This window comes from Methylobacterium sp. P3_A11, from assembly GCF_056403155.1.
In genome coordinates, this window is sequence record NZ_JBFUGA010000125.1 from 1 (window position 1) to 15,520 (window position 15,520).

9 protein-coding genes and 5 pseudogenes are annotated in these 15,520 nt (G+C 63.7%); 8 read left to right on the plus strand and 6 right to left on the minus strand.

What is annotated here, in order from left to right; all coding sequences use genetic code 11:
• Nucleotides 1-278, plus strand: a pseudogene (locus AC1DXK_RS26755) (IS3 family transposase); the annotation flags it as partial.
• A gap of 198 nt (nt 279-476) precedes the next feature.
• Here AC1DXK_RS26755 and AC1DXK_RS26760 read toward each other — a convergent pair.
• Nucleotides 477-1,450: pseudogene (locus AC1DXK_RS26760) on the minus strand (IS3 family transposase); the annotation flags it as partial.
• Nucleotides 1,451-2,037: 587 nt separating this feature from the next.
• On the opposite strand from AC1DXK_RS26760, the gene AC1DXK_RS26765 reads away from it, so the two are divergent.
• Nucleotides 2,038-3,273 (plus strand): MFS transporter, encoded by a 1,236-nt coding sequence (locus tag AC1DXK_RS26765; RefSeq protein ID WP_456684704.1) that lies wholly within the window; start codon nt 2,038-2,040, stop codon nt 3,271-3,273.
• Between the two features lie 380 nt (nt 3,274-3,653).
• Here AC1DXK_RS26765 and AC1DXK_RS26770 read toward each other — a convergent pair.
• A pseudogene (locus AC1DXK_RS26770) lies at nt 3,654-4,055 on the minus strand (hypothetical protein); the annotation flags it as partial.
• 356 nt (nt 4,056-4,411) lie between these two features.
• On the opposite strand from AC1DXK_RS26770, the gene AC1DXK_RS26775 reads away from it, so the two are divergent.
• The 6 genes and pseudogenes from AC1DXK_RS26775 to AC1DXK_RS26800 all read left to right on the plus strand — a co-directional run.
• Nucleotides 4,412-5,617 (plus strand): HlyD family secretion protein, encoded by a 1,206-nt coding sequence (locus AC1DXK_RS26775; protein WP_456685666.1) that lies wholly within the window; start codon nt 4,412-4,414, stop codon nt 5,615-5,617.
• A 66-nt stretch (nt 5,618-5,683) separates the two neighbouring features.
• Nucleotides 5,684-7,654, plus strand: a complete 1,971-nt coding sequence (locus tag AC1DXK_RS26780) for a glycosyltransferase family 2 protein (RefSeq protein ID WP_456685667.1) — start codon at nt 5,684-5,686, stop codon at nt 7,652-7,654.
• A gap of 19 nt (nt 7,655-7,673) precedes the next feature.
• Entirely contained in the window at nt 7,674-8,771 is a 1,098-nt protein-coding gene (locus tag AC1DXK_RS26785; RefSeq protein ID WP_456685668.1) for a cache domain-containing protein, read from the plus strand.
• Nucleotides 8,772-9,064: 293 nt separating this feature from the next.
• On the plus strand, nt 9,065-9,475 hold the full coding sequence (locus AC1DXK_RS26790; RefSeq protein WP_456685669.1) for a TadE/TadG family type IV pilus assembly protein: 411 nt from the start codon (nt 9,065-9,067) through the stop codon (nt 9,473-9,475).
• The gene (locus AC1DXK_RS26795) at nt 9,475-10,731 is read left to right on the plus strand and encodes a DUF7305 domain-containing protein (RefSeq protein ID WP_456685670.1); all 1,257 of its coding nucleotides are present in this window, start codon (nt 9,475-9,477) and stop codon (nt 10,729-10,731) included. The genes AC1DXK_RS26790 and AC1DXK_RS26795 overlap by 1 nt, the downstream gene beginning before the upstream one ends.
• A gap of 1,539 nt (nt 10,732-12,270) precedes the next feature.
• A pseudogene (locus tag AC1DXK_RS26800) lies at nt 12,271-12,486 on the plus strand (IS630 family transposase); the annotation flags it as partial.
• A gap of 29 nt (nt 12,487-12,515) precedes the next feature.
• On the opposite strand, the gene AC1DXK_RS26805 reads toward AC1DXK_RS26800, so the two are convergent.
• From AC1DXK_RS26805 to AC1DXK_RS26820, 4 genes and pseudogenes are all read right to left on the minus strand, one after another.
• Nucleotides 12,516-12,638, minus strand: coding sequence for a hypothetical protein (locus AC1DXK_RS26805; RefSeq protein WP_456685671.1), 123 nt, complete (start codon nt 12,636-12,638; stop codon nt 12,516-12,518).
• Nucleotides 12,639-12,764: 126 nt separating this feature from the next.
• Nucleotides 12,765-12,857 (minus strand): annotated as a pseudogene (locus AC1DXK_RS26810) (IS5/IS1182 family transposase); the annotation flags it as partial.
• A gap of 33 nt (nt 12,858-12,890) precedes the next feature.
• Nucleotides 12,891-13,772, minus strand: coding sequence for a SphA family protein (locus AC1DXK_RS26815; RefSeq protein ID WP_477299472.1), 882 nt, complete (start codon nt 13,770-13,772; stop codon nt 12,891-12,893).
• Between the two features lie 663 nt (nt 13,773-14,435).
• Complete coding sequence (locus AC1DXK_RS26820) at nt 14,436-15,467, minus strand: AraC family transcriptional regulator (RefSeq protein WP_477299473.1); 1,032 nt, start codon at nt 15,465-15,467, stop codon at nt 14,436-14,438.
• Between the last annotated feature and the right edge of the window lie 53 nt (nt 15,468-15,520).

The window sequence follows — 15,520 nt, forward strand, 5'->3', positions numbered from 1 at the left end:
CCGGGCTGGCTGTACCTGGCGGTGGTCCTCGATCTGTACTCCCGACGGGTCGTGGGCTGGGCGGTGGGCGATCGCCTTCACAAGGAACTTGCACTGGCTGCGTTGCGACGTGCCCTTTGGTCTGGCGCACCGCGTTCCAGACGCGAGCCGAGGCTATCGACGCGCTGGCCCGTCACATCGATGGCTTCTACAATCCCCGACGCCGTCACTCGGCACTCGGCTTCACAAGCCCCACCCAGTTCGAGAGGGGCATCGCCCACCAAACCGCTCTCCACTGAACTGAAGCAAGTCCATAGAACCCGAAGGCGATCTGCGAGCGGACAGGACTGTGACGGGACGGCACTCCCTCAAGCTCCTATCAGGTCACGTCTCGTGACGCCCCGGGTGCAGCCTGGAGGGCCGACAGATCAACGCCATGACACGTGGTCAATCGTAAGCACGGGTCAGGCCTTCCAGGCTGCACGCACCTTCTCACAGTCGTAGGCGTCGCCCACCGAGCCCATAGAGGGCCGCACGCCCGCTTCGCGGCAGCGACCGAAGGCCAGCGACGTGTATTGCGATCCCTGGTCGGAGTGGTGGATCACATCGCGCGGCCGGCGCTGCATGATGGCCATCTCCAGTGCGTCGAGCACGAGTTCGGTCCGCAGGTGGCTGGCCATCGACCCGCCCACGACGCGCCGGCTCTAGGCGTCGACCACCAAGGCGAGGTAGAGGAAGCCCGCGGCGGTCGGCACGAAGGTGATGTCACCTACCCAGAGCTGGTTGGGGGCCTCGGCCGAGAAGTTGCGGTCCACGAGATCGGGCGCGGGGCGGGCCTCCCGGTCGCGTCGAGTGGTCACGACGCCTCCGCGCCGGCGGCTGACGCCGACAAGGCCCGCCTCGCGCATCAGCCGCGCAATGCACTTGCGTCCGTGTCGTGCGCCCGGCGCTGCCAGCGTAGCGTGCACGCGCGGCGCGCCGTAAGTCTCGCCCGACCCAGCGTGAACGGTGCGGATCTGCTTCAACAACGCGGCATCCGCCACGGCACGGACGGAGGGCGCGCGCTGCCGCCGAGCGTGATAGCCGGCATCCGACACGCCGAGCACGCGTGCCATGGCCGCAATGGGGAAGACGGCCTGGTTCGCGCTCATGAACGGGAAGAGCCCGACGGAACCGCGCCGCTCTCCCGTGCGAACCAGGCCGCGGCTTTTGAGAGGATGTCGCGCTCCAACCGAAGCTGCCGCACCTCGCGGCGTAGACGGGCCAGTTCCTCCCGCTCGGCGAGCGCCAGGACGTCACTCTTGGAGGCGCCACAGCTCTCACCGCGGTCGGCTTGAGCGACCCAGTTGCGGATGGCCTGGGCGGAGGGCTCAAACTCGCGGGCGAGATCAGCCGGGTCGCGTCCGGCGCGGACCAATTCGACCATCTGACGGCGGAACTCGGGGGCGTAGGACGGGCGTGTATGAGGCATGGAGCGCACCTCGTGCGGAAAGTCTGAAGGGCTCCACGAGACCGGGTCAACTCCAGTCGGTGCTGACTCATTCTAGGGCGGCTGCATCCGATCCCCGTGTCTTCCGGGTCACAGGGCGGACGGATAGTTAAAGCCGGCTTCCACGTTGCGGGCTTCGTCGCGGACCGTTGGAGATGAGGATGGCACAAACGGTGACTTGCCGCTTCGTCGACTGCCCGGATGGGAGGTTTGCAGTCTTGGCAGTTCTCAGCTCAGGTTCGGTGTACCGATGCGGCGGGTTGTTGACCTTGGCAGAGGCGAACGCGTCCGTTGAGACCCTGCGAGCCCTGTTGGCCGCTTTTGGAGCGCAGCTCGTCGCGGAGGCGAGCGAAGGCTTCGGCACAGGCGTTTCGGCAGCCCAAAGCGAATGAGAGCGATGCGGGAAATTGGGTGGCGCCGGACTGCCGCGCGAACGAGGCGCCATGGGGGCGCAAGCGGAACCGTATGCATCATTCGGACGCTTATGAGGTCACGTTCCCCTCCGGGACCGATGGGGTGGGTTCTCGCCTCTCGGTGACCGGACATGGCACACCTATCCCGCCGGTCCCATGCTCGCCACCACGCATCTTTCGCTCATCAACGTGTTCACCGGCGACATCCAGGGGGGACTCGGGCCCTTCCTGGGCACTTGGTTGGCTGAGACCGGCGGCTGGTCGCCGGCGCGGGTCGGGTTCGTCACAACGCTGGTGGGGGTCGGTGCCCTGTTCCTCAGCGGTCCAGCCGGCGCGCTCGTCGACCGGATCGGGCGCCCCCGCCTCCTCATCGCCGGCGCCTGTGCGGCCATCCTCGCCGGCACGATGCTGGTCTTGCCCGCCACGTCGTTCCTGGCTGTGTTCGCCGCCCAGATGCTGGCGGCGGCCGGCGGCGTGCTCCTTCTACCCGCTGTCACCGAGCTGACCCTCGGCATCGTCGGCAAGGACCGCTTTCCGAAGCAGCAAGGACGCAACCAAGCCTATAACCATCTCGGCATCCTGATCGCGGCCGGCCTCATCAGCTTCGGCACCGCTCGTCTCGGACCGGCTGTGGCCTTCTGGGTGCTCGGTGCCATGGCCCTGCTGGCCATCGCGGCCAGCGTGACGACCCCGGGGCACTGCTACAACGGACGCCGTGCGGTCGGCTGGAAGGAAGACGATCCTGACGACAAGCCGGAACGGGCGACCACCCGAAGCGTGCTCTCGAACCGCAAACTGTTAGTACTGGCGATTTCACTTGCTCTGTTCAACCTCGGCAATGGAGGCATGCTGAGCCTGCTCGGGCAGAAGCTTGTTGCGGCCGGCAGCGACGCCACGGCCTGGACGGCTCGTTACGTCATGGTGGCACAGCTCGTGATGATCCCGGTGGCGCTGTTCGCGGGCTCGCTGGCGGACAAGCGCGGACGGCGCAAACTGCTGCTCGTGGCGCTGGCGGTGCTGCCGGTGCGTGCGGCGCTGTCCGCCTTCATCGACGATCCGGTGTGGTTGCTCTCAGCCGAGATCTTCGACGGCGTCGCCTCCGGCATCGTCGGCGTTGCCGTGCCGGTGGTGGTAGCGGATCTGACCTGGGGCTCGGGTCGCACCCAGACAGCGCTGGGCACCGTCAACGCGGTGCAGGGCATCGGCGGAGCACTGTCCGCCTGGTACGGCGGCCTGGCGCAGTCTCTGCTTGGCTGGACTGGAGCGTTCCTGGCGCTCGGTGCGCCTGCCCTCGTGGCTCTAGCGCTGGTCATCTGGCTAGATTCAACTGCGGAACCGGGTCGCCGCACACGCCGGCGCGAGTTGAGGGCTGCAGCCCTGCAGCCCGCATGAGAGCTTACAACGGGCTCGCTGATCCGACGATGTCATTGGGTGGCGTATTGGCGGTAGTGATACCCGCTTAATCTATGACGCATTGACTCCTTACGCTCACACTCTGGTCCTTATCTATATGAAGAAGGCACAGCATTGACCCAAGGGCCTTCGGTTTGCAACGATGCGAAACGCAGCAGCACGACACGTTTGCTTCTGGCGTTTGCATTCCGAAAGCAGACGAGCCGTAATCGGCCCGACTACGTCATGTCGGATCGCTGGCGCGTAGGACCGGACATTCGGCTTGGCGCCCGTTGCGGCTGCTTAGCCGATCTCGGCGGCGTCTCCGAAGCGGTCCTTGCAGCAGCTCAGCTTATCGGCCTTTAGTGCTACCTCCGGACGGAGGTGCGCGGGTCCTGTGGGGCTGCCGGACACGTCCCGCGGCGGACGCAAGGGCGTGTGATGGTGTTCTTCTGTCCGACCCGGGCCTCATGGAAATCTGGCTATTACCGGCTTGCCGTCCGTGGCCTGCGCGATTGCTGCCAGGCGGGTGGGGAAGACTTCTTACAAGCCGGATGGCGTCCAGAACCTGGGCGCGATCGCGCGGACGAGCCGAGAGCCGACGCCTCGGTGCGCAAGCCGCCCGCGTCAATCGCGGACTGCGCCAGCAGGCGGCGGGTCTAATCCGGATCGCGCGAGCTCTTGGCCAGAGTTCGCAAGGCCTCGGCACTTTAGTCTGGCCGCAGCGGCACACGAGCGGCCATCCCATCCTCCTCAGCCTCTAAACCCCAGGCGCGGATCACAACCTGATCTGCACCGCTACCCGGCGTGAAGCCTTCTCAACGATGTTCTATATAAAAAGTCCAGATTACGCATAATATCCAATAAGCGGCGCATACGATTTTATCTCAAGTAGATAGCAAGCTTTTCATCTCATGAGAAATCAGGCTCACATTCGAAAGATTTGCGAATATATCAGAAATTGTTATCTCAAATCCTAAAGAGGCATTTTAAGTTTTTGTAAACCCGCCTCTGTACGCTGCGTCACGCATCTGCGTCGTTTGCGGCTCGCATCGGCTGAGGGGACTCGGAGCGGGGACACAGCTCGTCAAGCCTATTCGCACTTACCTCTTCCCTTTGCCTAGTTCCCTGAAAATCCATGCGCGTGATCAAACCCTTACTCGGCACCCTTCTGCTCCTCGCAGGGCTGTACATTCTATTAGGTGAGCACTTCGCTGGCACCTCTGCGGATGCCACCGTGAACGCCCGCATGGCAGTGGTACGCGCGCCGGTCGAGGGTGAGGTCTCACTGTCCCTGCGCAGCATCGGAGCTCGGGTCGGGGCAGGTGAGACCGTCGCCAGCATCCTAGACGACCGCTTCGATACAGCTCGCCTGATTGACCTTCAGCGCGGCCTTGACGTGCAGGGGCTGGACCTCAAGCGGATCAAGAGCCAGCGTGCCAATCTCAGGGCCGCGCGCAAGAGCTATGAGGTACAGGTCGCCGACTACCAGCAAGGGCGTGTGCGCCAGATCGAGGCGCGCATCGCCGAAGCGGAGGCCACACAGGAGGCCGCCAACGCCCGGTTGAAGGAGGCGGACGCCTCATGGCGGCGGACGAACGAGCTGAGTGAGCGCGGCGTCCAGAGTGCCGCCAACCTGGACAAGGCTCGCTCGACATCGGAGGTCGCCAAACAAGATTTGGAAAGCGCCCGCCAACGCGGCAATTACCTTCGCACCGAGTTGGCCTCAGCGCGCAACGGCGTTTTCATCGGCGATTCCTACAACGATGCCCCCTCGTCGTCGCAGCGGGTCCGAGAGCTCGACCTGCGTATCTCCGAGCTAGGCGTTGAGGAAGATCAGCTCATCGCCCGTATGGCCCAGGCCGAGACGCAGATCTCGGCCGAGCGAGTCCGGATCAACAAGCTTACCTCGGCAGTGCTCAAGGCGCGCGCGCCGGGCGTACTCTGGGACTTCTTAGTCGACGACGGCGAGTATGTCCGACGCGGCCAGGACCTGATGCGCCTCGTCGATTGCTCGAGCCTGATAGTCACCGCGAGCGTCACCGAGTCGCTCTACGATGGCCTCCGCCTCGGCGCGCCAGCCCAGTTCCGCTTCTACGGCGACGACCGGGTTTTCGACGCGACGATCACGCGTCTTGGTGGGTCGGGTGCCGCTGGGCTCTACGCAAACCTCGCCGTTGGTCCAAGCACAGAGCACCTGAAGCGCTTCGACGTGACCCTGAACGTTCCGGCCCTTGCCGCGCAATCTGAGGCGGGCTGCGCGGTTGGCCGCACCGGTCGGGTGATCTTCACGCAAGGACCGCTTGGGGCGTTTCGGGCCTTCGCAACGCGCTTTGGGCTGTAAATCGATGTCGAGTAAATCCGACATGGCTCGCGCGACGAAATCGCCAGCCCGAAGAGACATCGAGCCGTGCTGACGGTCTCGCCCCTTCTATCGGCCTTTGCGGCTGCGGCTGTGGTTCTTGGGGCTGGCCTCCTCGTTCTGCCGCTCCTCGACCGCACCCGCACGTTCTGGCGCACAGTGCTACTCGGGATCGCTACACTCCTCGCTTGGCGCTATATGGCCTGGCGCTTTACCGACACAGTGCCGCCCTTCGCCGTCGCGCCTGAGCCGCTGATAGCCTGGGCTTTTGCCGGCCTGGAAGGCTTAACCGTTGTCTCCTCCACGTTGGCGTTCCTAATCCTGACGCGGGTGCGGGAGCGCAGCGAGGAGGCGACCCGCCATGCTCAATGGTGGGCACCGGACCCGCCGCCCCTAGTCGACGTCTACGTGGCAACCTACAATGAGGAGTTGGAGGTCCTAGAGCGTACCATCGTCGGCTGTAAAGCCCTCGACCACCCTGCAACCCGGATCTTCGTGCTAGATGACGGCCGCCGCGACTGGCTGCGGGAAGTCTGCGCGCGTCACGAGGTCGACTATCGCGTTCGTCCCGACAACGCCCATGCCAAAGCTGGCAACATCAACTTTACACTTACCCAGCGTCTGGCCGAGACCGACCCGCCTGATTTCATCGCGGTTCTCGACGCCGATTTCGTGCCGCACCACGACTTTGTCAGCCGGACACTCGCCCTGTTCCACGATTCGGGCGTGGGCCTAGTGCAGACGCCACAGCACTTCTTCAACGCTGACCCGGTCCAGCACAATCTCGGTATAAGTAGCGCCTACCCGGACGAACAGCGCCACTTCTTCGACAACGTCGAGCCGTCGCGAGATGCTTGGGGCATTGCGGTCTGTTGCGGCACCTCCTCAATGGTGCGCGCCGCCGCCGTGCAGGCTATCGGCGGCCTGCCGACCCAGAGTGTCACCGAGGACTTTCTTCTCACCCTGCGGCTCGCCGAGACGGGCTGGCAGACAGTCTACCTCAACGAGGCACTTACTGAGGGTCTCGCGCCCGAAGGCCTGCAGGAATACATTGTCCAGCGGGGCCGCTGGTGTCTCGGCATGATGCAGATCATCCGCAACGTCTATCCCCCTCTCGGTAGACGCGGCCTCCCGCTGCGACATCGGTTCAGCGTGATCGATTCACTCCTTTACTGGAGCACGACGTTCCCGTTCCGCCTCGCCAGCCTCTTCTGCCCGCTGCTCTACTGGTATCTCGGTATCACGGTGGTGAACGCGACTGTCGAAGAGATCGTGTCGTATTACCTGCCCTACTATATCGCTACGATCATGACGCTGAACTGGCTTTCAAACGGCCTGTTCATGCCGATCCTGATCGACGTCTCGCAGCTGCTTGCTGCCTGGCCGATCACCCGAGCCGTGACGACCGGGTTGCTGACGCCAGGCCCTCACAAATTTCGCGTTACCGCAAAGGGTGGCGATCGGACACGCACAGTTGTGCAATGGCCGCTGATGCGGCCGTTCCTTGTCCTTCTGGTGCTAACCCTGGCAGGCCTCGTCCTCTCGCTTACCTCGGACTTCGTGTTCAATTTCAGTCAGGTAGCGGGTGAGGGTCGGGTCATCATCTTGTTCTGGACGCTCTACAACTTGGCCGTGCTCGCCATCACAATCGCGGCGTGCATTGAGCGGCCGCGGCCTAACCGGCCGATGCGGCAGCAGGTTGAGCGGGTGGAGTTGGTGGTCGGGACGCGCCGTCTCCAGGCTTGGCTCATCAATCTCGGCACCGGCGGTGCCCGCCTGAGTGGCCTCGTGGGCCTTGCGCCAGGGACCGAGGGGGACTTGGTTCTCCCCAGGATCGGGGCCGTGCCGGCCCGCGTGCTCGCCGAGACCCAGGATGGCTGCCGCGTCGCTCTAGCACCCGACCCCGGGCAGCGCGAACAAATCATCCGTCAACTCCACACCGCAGCCGGCAATCCGGGCACGGGCCGAGGGGACGTCGCGCTGATGGTGCGCAATCTCGCTCGCAATCTCAGCCGCTGACATCACGAGGACCTGCAAGATGGCAAAGGCCTGGATCAGCCTGAAGGGAGTTGTCTTTTTCGGAGGCGCTTTCCTGACGATAATACCGGCGCTTGTGGCCGGCTCAATCTACGCTGGAGGCCTGCAGCAGCAGACCGAAACGCTGCTTGCCGAGAAGCTGCAGACCCGCGGAGAGATTGGCGCCGACCAGCTCGGTAGGCGTCTTCACCAGCTCTGGCAAGATGTCGACGGCCTCTCTCGTTCTATCGAGCTGGAGCACCCCGACGAGTTGCGCCAGGACATTACGCTCCTGAGCAATCTCGATAAGCGCTACTCCTGGATCGGCGTGGCTGACGTCGAGGGCAAGGTGCTGGTCGCAAGCGGCGGCCTTCTCGAGGGGCAGAGTGTGGCCCAGCGCCCTTGGTTCCGGCTTGGTCTCTCGGCCCCTGTCGCGGGGGACGTCCACGAGGCACAACTTCTCGCTAAGCTGCTCGGCAACGGCCGCGATCCCATGCGCTTTATCGATCTTTCGGCGCCAATTCGCCGGAAAGATGGTAGCATCGGAGGTGTAATTGGCGCCCACGTCGACTGGAACTGGGTTGTCGACACCCTCGGGAGCCTCAGCGCCCCCGGTATCGACGTCATCCTGATAGCCCGGGATCAGCGTGTCTTGTTCGGGCCTCCCGATCTCGTCGAAAAGCCTCTCACAGTCGGCGCGGCGACCGCCGCAGGGCGCGCAACCGGGACCACCGTTCACCGTGAGCGCTGGCCTGACGGACGCGACTATATGACCGTGACTGTACCCACCGTCGGACATGGTGATCTGCCGAGTTTCGGCTGGAGCATGTTGGTACGGGAGGATGTTGACAGCGCACTGGCCCCGACGCGGGAGCTGGTGCGATCCTTTTGGTTCCAACTGGGCTTAGGCGCCCTTGTCGCCACGGCGCTCCTGTTCCTCATCGCGAACTGGGTGACCGTCCCCTTGCGCCGGCTCGTTGCTACGGCCCACCAGCTGGAAACCCAGGCCGCGATCAAGCCCCCGCACGCGGAAACGCGTTACGAGGAGGTCCGACGGCTAAGCATTTCCCTGGTACGGCTCCAGAGCCGTCTAAGCGATAGGGCACAGACCTCGTCATGAAGATCAACATGGACCACGGTGCGATTTTTTAAAGGCTTCGCTTCTTGGGAGAATGGACCCGCCAGGGGTTACCCCATGCGACTGTCCAACCTTTCGGTAAGCCCAGCTCCGAGGCATCGGGTCAGGTTAGTCCGCGCTTTAATCTGTCGCGTGAAGGCAGTGCCAATGCCAGTAGAAGCAATTATAGAATTTTAATCATCGCTATAAACACATGCTTGGAGAACGCTAAAAGATACTAAGTGGCCCACCGGGGCTCGTATACTGTTCCGGTTATGATGTTTCAGGCTCTCACGATGATACGGCAGCTCTTGCGCAGATGGCGATCGGAGCGCTCGGGCACCTCCGCTGTCGAGTTCGCCTTGGTCGCACCCTTGTTCATCGGCCTGATGATGGCGATCTGTGAGTTCGCTTTCGCTTTCTTCACGCTGATCTCCGCGCAGCAGGCCGTGTGGAGCGAAGCGCGGCAACTCGCGCTCGGTCGGATCACGACAACGGTAGCGCATGACGCCGTCGTGGCGGCGCTCCCGAGATGGGCACAGGTCAGGGCTACGGTCACGGCCGACAAAGATCCCGCCAATGCCACCCGCTATCTCGTCACAGCCGCGATCCCTCTGACCAGCGCAGCGCCGACGAGTTTCTTCGCGAGCCTCTACGGCAGCCGGTCGATGACCGCTTCCGCTACTCTGCCGCAGGAGACACGGTGATGAGGGGGTTCTGGCGCAACGAAGAGGGTGGCATCACGATCCTCTCAGCGCTGACCATGCCCGCCCTTGTCGGCGTCGGCGCCTTGGCTGTCGATGTGAGCGTCTTACGCTACAACGCCATGCGTCTGCAGATCGCAGCCGATGCTGGTGCCCTCGCCGGTGTGCGTCAGCTGCCCGACACGATGAATGCGGTCGAGGAAGCCGTCACGCTGGCAAACCTGAACGCGCCTCCCAACGCAGGACGGGTGACGCTCGCTCAGGACGTCGAGTTGATCGTCTACGATAACGCGACCAATACCTACCGAGCGGCGGACGCGACCACGCCCGCGAACGCCGTGCGGGTGACCGCCTCCCGAGATGCCGCGCACCAGAACCAAGTGCTCGGCTTCTTCTCTAAGTTTGCCGGCTCGGCAGGTCCGTTCAGCCTGTCGGCGCACTCGATCGCGATCAGGACGACGGATGGGGACAGCGAGGGCGGACCGGCCTGCCTTTACGCGCTCGACCCGACGAGTGCCGACACGCTGACGATCGCCGGTAGCACAACGGTGAAGCTGAGCTGCGCGGCGCGAGCGAAATCCTCATCGGCGACAGCGATCTCATCGAACGGCAATGCCGCGCAGATGACAGCGATCTCGATCTGCCAGACCGACACGCCATCGCAGAACCCGCGCGGCTACAGTCCGTCGGTGAGCAAGTGCGGCTCGCCCACGACTGATCCACTCGCGGCGGTCGTCGAGCCTACGCCCGTCAATTGCAAGGCGGGAGGGACCTTGGATGGCACTTTGACGGCGGGCTGCTACACCGGATCGACCACCTTCAGGGGCAATGTCACTTTAGCCGCGGGCACCTACTACTTCAAAGGCGCGTCGATCAAGATCAACAGCAACGCCAGCATCTCGGGATCAAGCGTGACCCTGTTTCTCGACGCGGCCTCGTCGCTCGACATCGTCGGAACGCCGTCGATCAGCCTGACGGCTCCAACCACCGGGGCTCTCGAAGGCATCGTGCTCTTCCAATCGCGCTCGGCGGTCGGTGCGGATCTGTCGATCAGCGGCAACTCCACGACAAACCTTGACGGGGTCTTGTATGCGCCGGCGACGTCGGTGACGTTCACCGGCAATGGGACGACTACGAACCCAGCCCGCTATGGATCGGTCATCGCCTCGCAGGTGCACTTCACCGGCAACTCCGGCTTCGCGTTCGGTTCGACGCTGCCGAGCGCGACATCGGGTGGCCGTTCGGCCCTCGTGAATTAGCTGTCTGCTCACGGTGAGGCTGCCGAAACGCGACCGCATAGACCGCTGTCGGCACCTATCCAGCGTTATCGCTCCGCAAATGCCGCCGATGGCCTTGATGAGGCAAGATGAGCGGATAAGTGTGCGTCCGCTTCCAGGGCGGACCTTCGCAGAGGCAGACATGCCGCTTTCGGCCAGCATCTGCGGCCACGCACCACTTGCCAGAACTTCTCAGAAGGGTGGATTGCCGCCGGTCCGCTTCCGGGGACAAATGCATCGAAGCGGACTTCGCACGCCGCCCGCTTCCGCCTCGAAGCGGGCTTCTGGCAACTCGATAAACCGAACGTCTCGCTCTCGATCCTATTGAGATGTTGGCGCGAGTAATCGCCTTGTCTGGAGCGAACCGGCAGCGTGCTTCATCTGAATGCCCGCGTCAGCGGGAGGCTTGACGAGATCAAGGCTGCCGACGAGCATCAGAGCTGCATCAAGCCTTGGCATAGGCTCTTGCCTATGCCCCGTGCTGACGAGAGATCGGATGCATCGAACGCGCATGTGCCGACACGGGGGGAATGGCAGCGGCTGTTCGGGGGCCTGTACCTCAGCGGCACACGTCTGGTCGCACCGCGCGCGGGTGCGGCTGGATCGGCGCCTCGCTCTATCGTGATGATCCGGCAGTATACCAGAAGGACGCCCGAACGGTTTCAGCCCTTCGAGCGTTCCTGGCGCCTCAATACGATGAGGCGCCAGGAGGGGGCCATGCGCACTTGGAGGACGATGGATCGAGCCCCACACGATGGGCGGTGGATCATCGCCATCAACCGTGACGAGCCCGACCAGCGCGCCATCATCCGCTGGGATCCCAAGCATGCCGACGATGCAGCACCTTGGCACGTCGCCTCGTGCGAGCACAGCTACCGCACCGACGCGTTCACCCACTGGATGCAGTTCCCCGACTGCCCACCCGTCGATGACAGGAGCGCAGTCGGGCAAGTTGAAGGAGCCTACGATGGCAGCGGCAGCCCTCGCAGTCCACTCCCTGCAGGTTGAGATCTGTCCTGAGGACCCCTCGCGCTATCGCTGGGTCATCCGCGATTAGGACTGCGTTGTCCGGCAATGCCTCTACTCGTTGCCCGACGAGCAGACGGCGCTTCGTCAAGGCGAAGCTGCTCTCCAGGAAATGGCCGCTCTCTGGCGTGACGCACAGTGAGAGGTAAGAGCCCGCGATGCTGTTCGTGACGTGGTCGGCCGCAGGGTATTGGTCGTATTGGATGCGCGACCCGTGTCCGCTAACAAAAATGGCGTCGATGCGTCATTGCGGCAATGTTGGATCGGAACGAGCCCGTCCGCTTTTCCACCCGTCAGTCTCAGAAGCAGCCATTCCGCTTACGGCCAATTGCATCCCGCCCGCTTCCGAGCTCCGGCCTTGAGCAAGCGGACTTTCGGCGCGTGGAATTGAGCCCACAGATCCGGTGACTCATTTTATTTGGGCATTTCATCTCTGCTTATACCAAGCCTCATTGAGTGAGACTCACGCGGAATAACGGTGGAAGTCTCGGCACGATTCTGTATTTGAGTTTGAAGCCTGAGGCGAATCGTACGGCTGCTCCCGTGCCGCTGCGGTCAGACTTCGACGCTGAGGCTCTGCACGCCCTGGCGAAGGCCTCGCGTAATCCGGCCCAAATCCGCCGTTGGCTGGCGCTGTCGGCGAACCACGCGGGCGGCTCGCGCTCGGAGGCGGCCAAGATCAGTGGAGTCGGTTTGCAGACGGTGCGCGACTGAGTCGTGGCCTTCAACGCTCAATGCGCTTATTTCGGGAATGGGAGCTGCACCTGCCACCGGAGTTGCCAGTTGCCGGCATCCTTCGGCCTCGTGACGTTGTAGTAGGCGGCGAGTTGCATGTTGATCGGCTGCACGCCGATCAGGAACACGCGACCGGCCCTTCCGCCGACGGGAACAGTCCAACGCTCGCGTCCCGCCTCTTGCCAATCCGCCGTGATGATCGGCGAGAGACGCCGACAATGGCCAAGCCAAGCGAAAGTTCGTTCAAAAACTCACCGGCAAGGAAGCACCTCGAAGCCCCTGGCTGTATCGGGTCGTTCGACGAACGCGATGGTCCAGACGCCCGGACCGTGTAGCGGCCGCCGGACCGCCCAGAGCGTAGACGCCCGTTCCCCCGCCCGTCAGTACTTCGCGATCACCGGCTTTGCCTCTACGGCTGCTTTCGGCGGCGCGACCCAGAGCGGGGCCGAGATCGTCAGGTAAGTTGCGGTGCCCTGGAAGCGGTTCCGGACGTCGAATTCGCGATARAACCTGACGTTCGTCGAGATCGGGATCTCGCCCGCGTGGAAGGTGTAGCCGACTTGGGCACCCAGCGACACAACCCGCCCCTTGAACGGGCCAAYCCTGTCGCCCGACCCGCTGTCGCCCGTGAGCTGGTCGTAGAAGTACCCGACGAGCCCGACGGACAGATCCTTGCTCAGGTACTTCGAGGCCGACCACTCCAGGTGGAACTCCGTACCCGTCAGGTACTGGGTGGCCGGGTTGATCCAGTTGAACGTGATGCCGGGCACCACCGAGAGTTCGTAACCGAGGGCCGGATCAAGGTAGGTGAGTGCGCCGCTGAGATCGAGCGCGGGGCGGTTGAGCGCGATGTTGGACAGCTGCCCATTCTCGAAGGAGCCGGAGGGAACGACGCCGAGCGCCGTCGCGGTCCAATGGAAGTTACCGGAGTGCCAGCCTATGAACGAGGCGAGATAGATGTCGCCGACATTGAAGATGGCGTCGTGCTCACGTCCGGCGATGATTCGGTCGATSCGGGGTGACGACAGCACCGCCCCGGCGCTRACGTCGGGTGTGCCGAACGGGAYGGAGATSGARAAGCCGAGATTGCCCCCGAGGAWCTCGACTGGCGTGACCCAGATCGGTGTCGCGAAGTTCGCGCTGAAGTTGATCTTGACGTTTGCGGCCACRACACCGCCGCCCTGGAACACGCGATTYCCGCCGAGATCGCCCTGATAGAAGTAGGTCTCGCTCTCGAAGTAAAATCCTGGCGGWGGGATCACGCCCGCGAGSGGSCCGCGRTTGCCGAGCACGTAGATGCCCTGCGCATACTCAGCCGCMCGGACCTCCTSGGTTGCGATMAGSGCWGAKGCGCCCARGAGAGCTGCTGCAGCCCATTGGCCCGCCGTGCCGAGGCGTCGCATTCATCAGCTCCCAAGGATCGGCGGGCGGACCCGCTGARGCTTGCAGCAAAGCTTTCATRACATGGATTATTCGGCAAGCGCTCGGGCGAGCGGGTCTCATCGAATGCTGATCAGTCGATGCAATTTTGCGACACTCGGCTTGGCGAAAATTTTGCCTCAGCCCACGAATGCCGCTGGATTTTGCGGCAGGAATGATCGTCGTCGTCAMTTTGATTGCATTGCACCATAGCGGGACCCGGCCTGTGCGTCTGTAWAACTCCAGCGCGCGGCGCGGGCCGCAGTTCGGTCACTCCGCCCAGCGAAATCCCCGCCAGATCCGTTCGCGGTCCATCCGGCAGTCCTGGAGATGTGCATGGATCAGCCTATCCATGACAAGGGCCGTCAGGCCGTACTCGTCCCTGCCGCTCTCTCCRGGCCCCTTGGGCAAGTCGCCATGCGCCGCGAGATAGTCAAAACCGCGTCTATCTGATCCGTAGGCGAGGCATAACAAGCTGTAGAAGTACTGGGATTGATACCGGTCGCTTAGCCGGGCCGATGCGCAGCACGCCAGGCAGTAGGCGTCTGCCCGGACCACCGCCGGAAAGCCCGGGTGAACACGCTGATCTCGGCGAACCCGAGCGCGCGCGCCACCTGTGTRAAGGTCATGTCGCTCCGGGATAACAGCCGSCGTGCGATMTCGAAGCSGATCTCGTTGACCACCGTGCCGAAGGCGAAKCCTTCGCGCCGGAGGCGGCGGCTGAACGTCCGGCGCGACATCGAGAACAGGGTTGCAATCGCCTCGACGGAACACTCGTCCTCGGGCAAGCGCGTGCGCAAGGCGCACCGGACGTCCTCCGCCAAGCTWGGCACCGATGCGGCACCCGGTGACCCGAATCGMTCCGCGAACAGGCGGYGCAACACGGCCCCCGTCCCAACGCGTTGCTCMAGGCAAATTGCTGGAAAGWTCAGGGCCGCCGTGCCCGCGTCGAAGCGGACGGGCGCGCGAAAGAAGCGGGCGAATRGCTCCAGGTCGGGCGGAGCGGARCGCGGGAGTAGGACCTCGGTCGGCGACCACTCGGATCCGCACAGCATACGCAGGACGTTCACGCCGGTCGCGACCGCACCGTCGGCGATCTGATCCGCGCACKYAGTCCCAGRTGAACCACTGGTGTAACTCAGGCGCGCAGTGTCACCGTGCTGGATCAGCATGGGCGCGGTGGTGGCATCCTCTCTGTGTAGGTGCCGCACGAACTTGGCCAGGATCTCGCCGACGGTCGGCGACTGGGGCATCAGGGCGCCCACGAGTCTGWGCGAGGCTAGGATGTCCCGCTGGCCCACCAGCAGTCCAAAATGCGGACAGTTTGTTCGGGCGACACAGAGGCTCATCAGTCTGCCCAGATCAGCGACCGAGAGCGTCCCATCCTCGGCAAAAGCGCCGCTGGCCGTGCGGATGTCGCCATCCATATCGAGGCCCAATCTCCGTAGGACGGCAGCGACCTCCGCGGCGATGCCGATGCGAACAATGCCCACATCCGCGGCGTCGTCCGACGCGAGGTTGTGGACAGGCACCGGCATACGAAGGCCTGCTATCGCCGGCTTCCGCGCCCGCCTGAATGGCGGCCCTTCAG

Coding starts and splice junctions, on each gene's coding strand:
- AC1DXK_RS26785 (WP_456685668.1), top strand. CDS start 7,674: ATGGCAAAGGCCTGGATCAGCCTGAAGGGAGTTGTCTTTTTCGGAGGC.
- AC1DXK_RS26790 (WP_456685669.1), top strand. CDS start 9,065: ATGATACGGCAGCTCTTGCGCAGATGGCGATCGGAGCGCTCGGGCACC.
- AC1DXK_RS26795 (WP_456685670.1), top strand. CDS start 9,475: ATGAGGGGGTTCTGGCGCAACGAAGAGGGTGGCATCACGATCCTCTCA.
- AC1DXK_RS26775 (WP_456685666.1), top strand. CDS start 4,412: ATGCGCGTGATCAAACCCTTACTCGGCACCCTTCTGCTCCTCGCAGGG.
- AC1DXK_RS26765 (WP_456684704.1), top strand. CDS start 2,038: ATGCTCGCCACCACGCATCTTTCGCTCATCAACGTGTTCACCGGCGAC.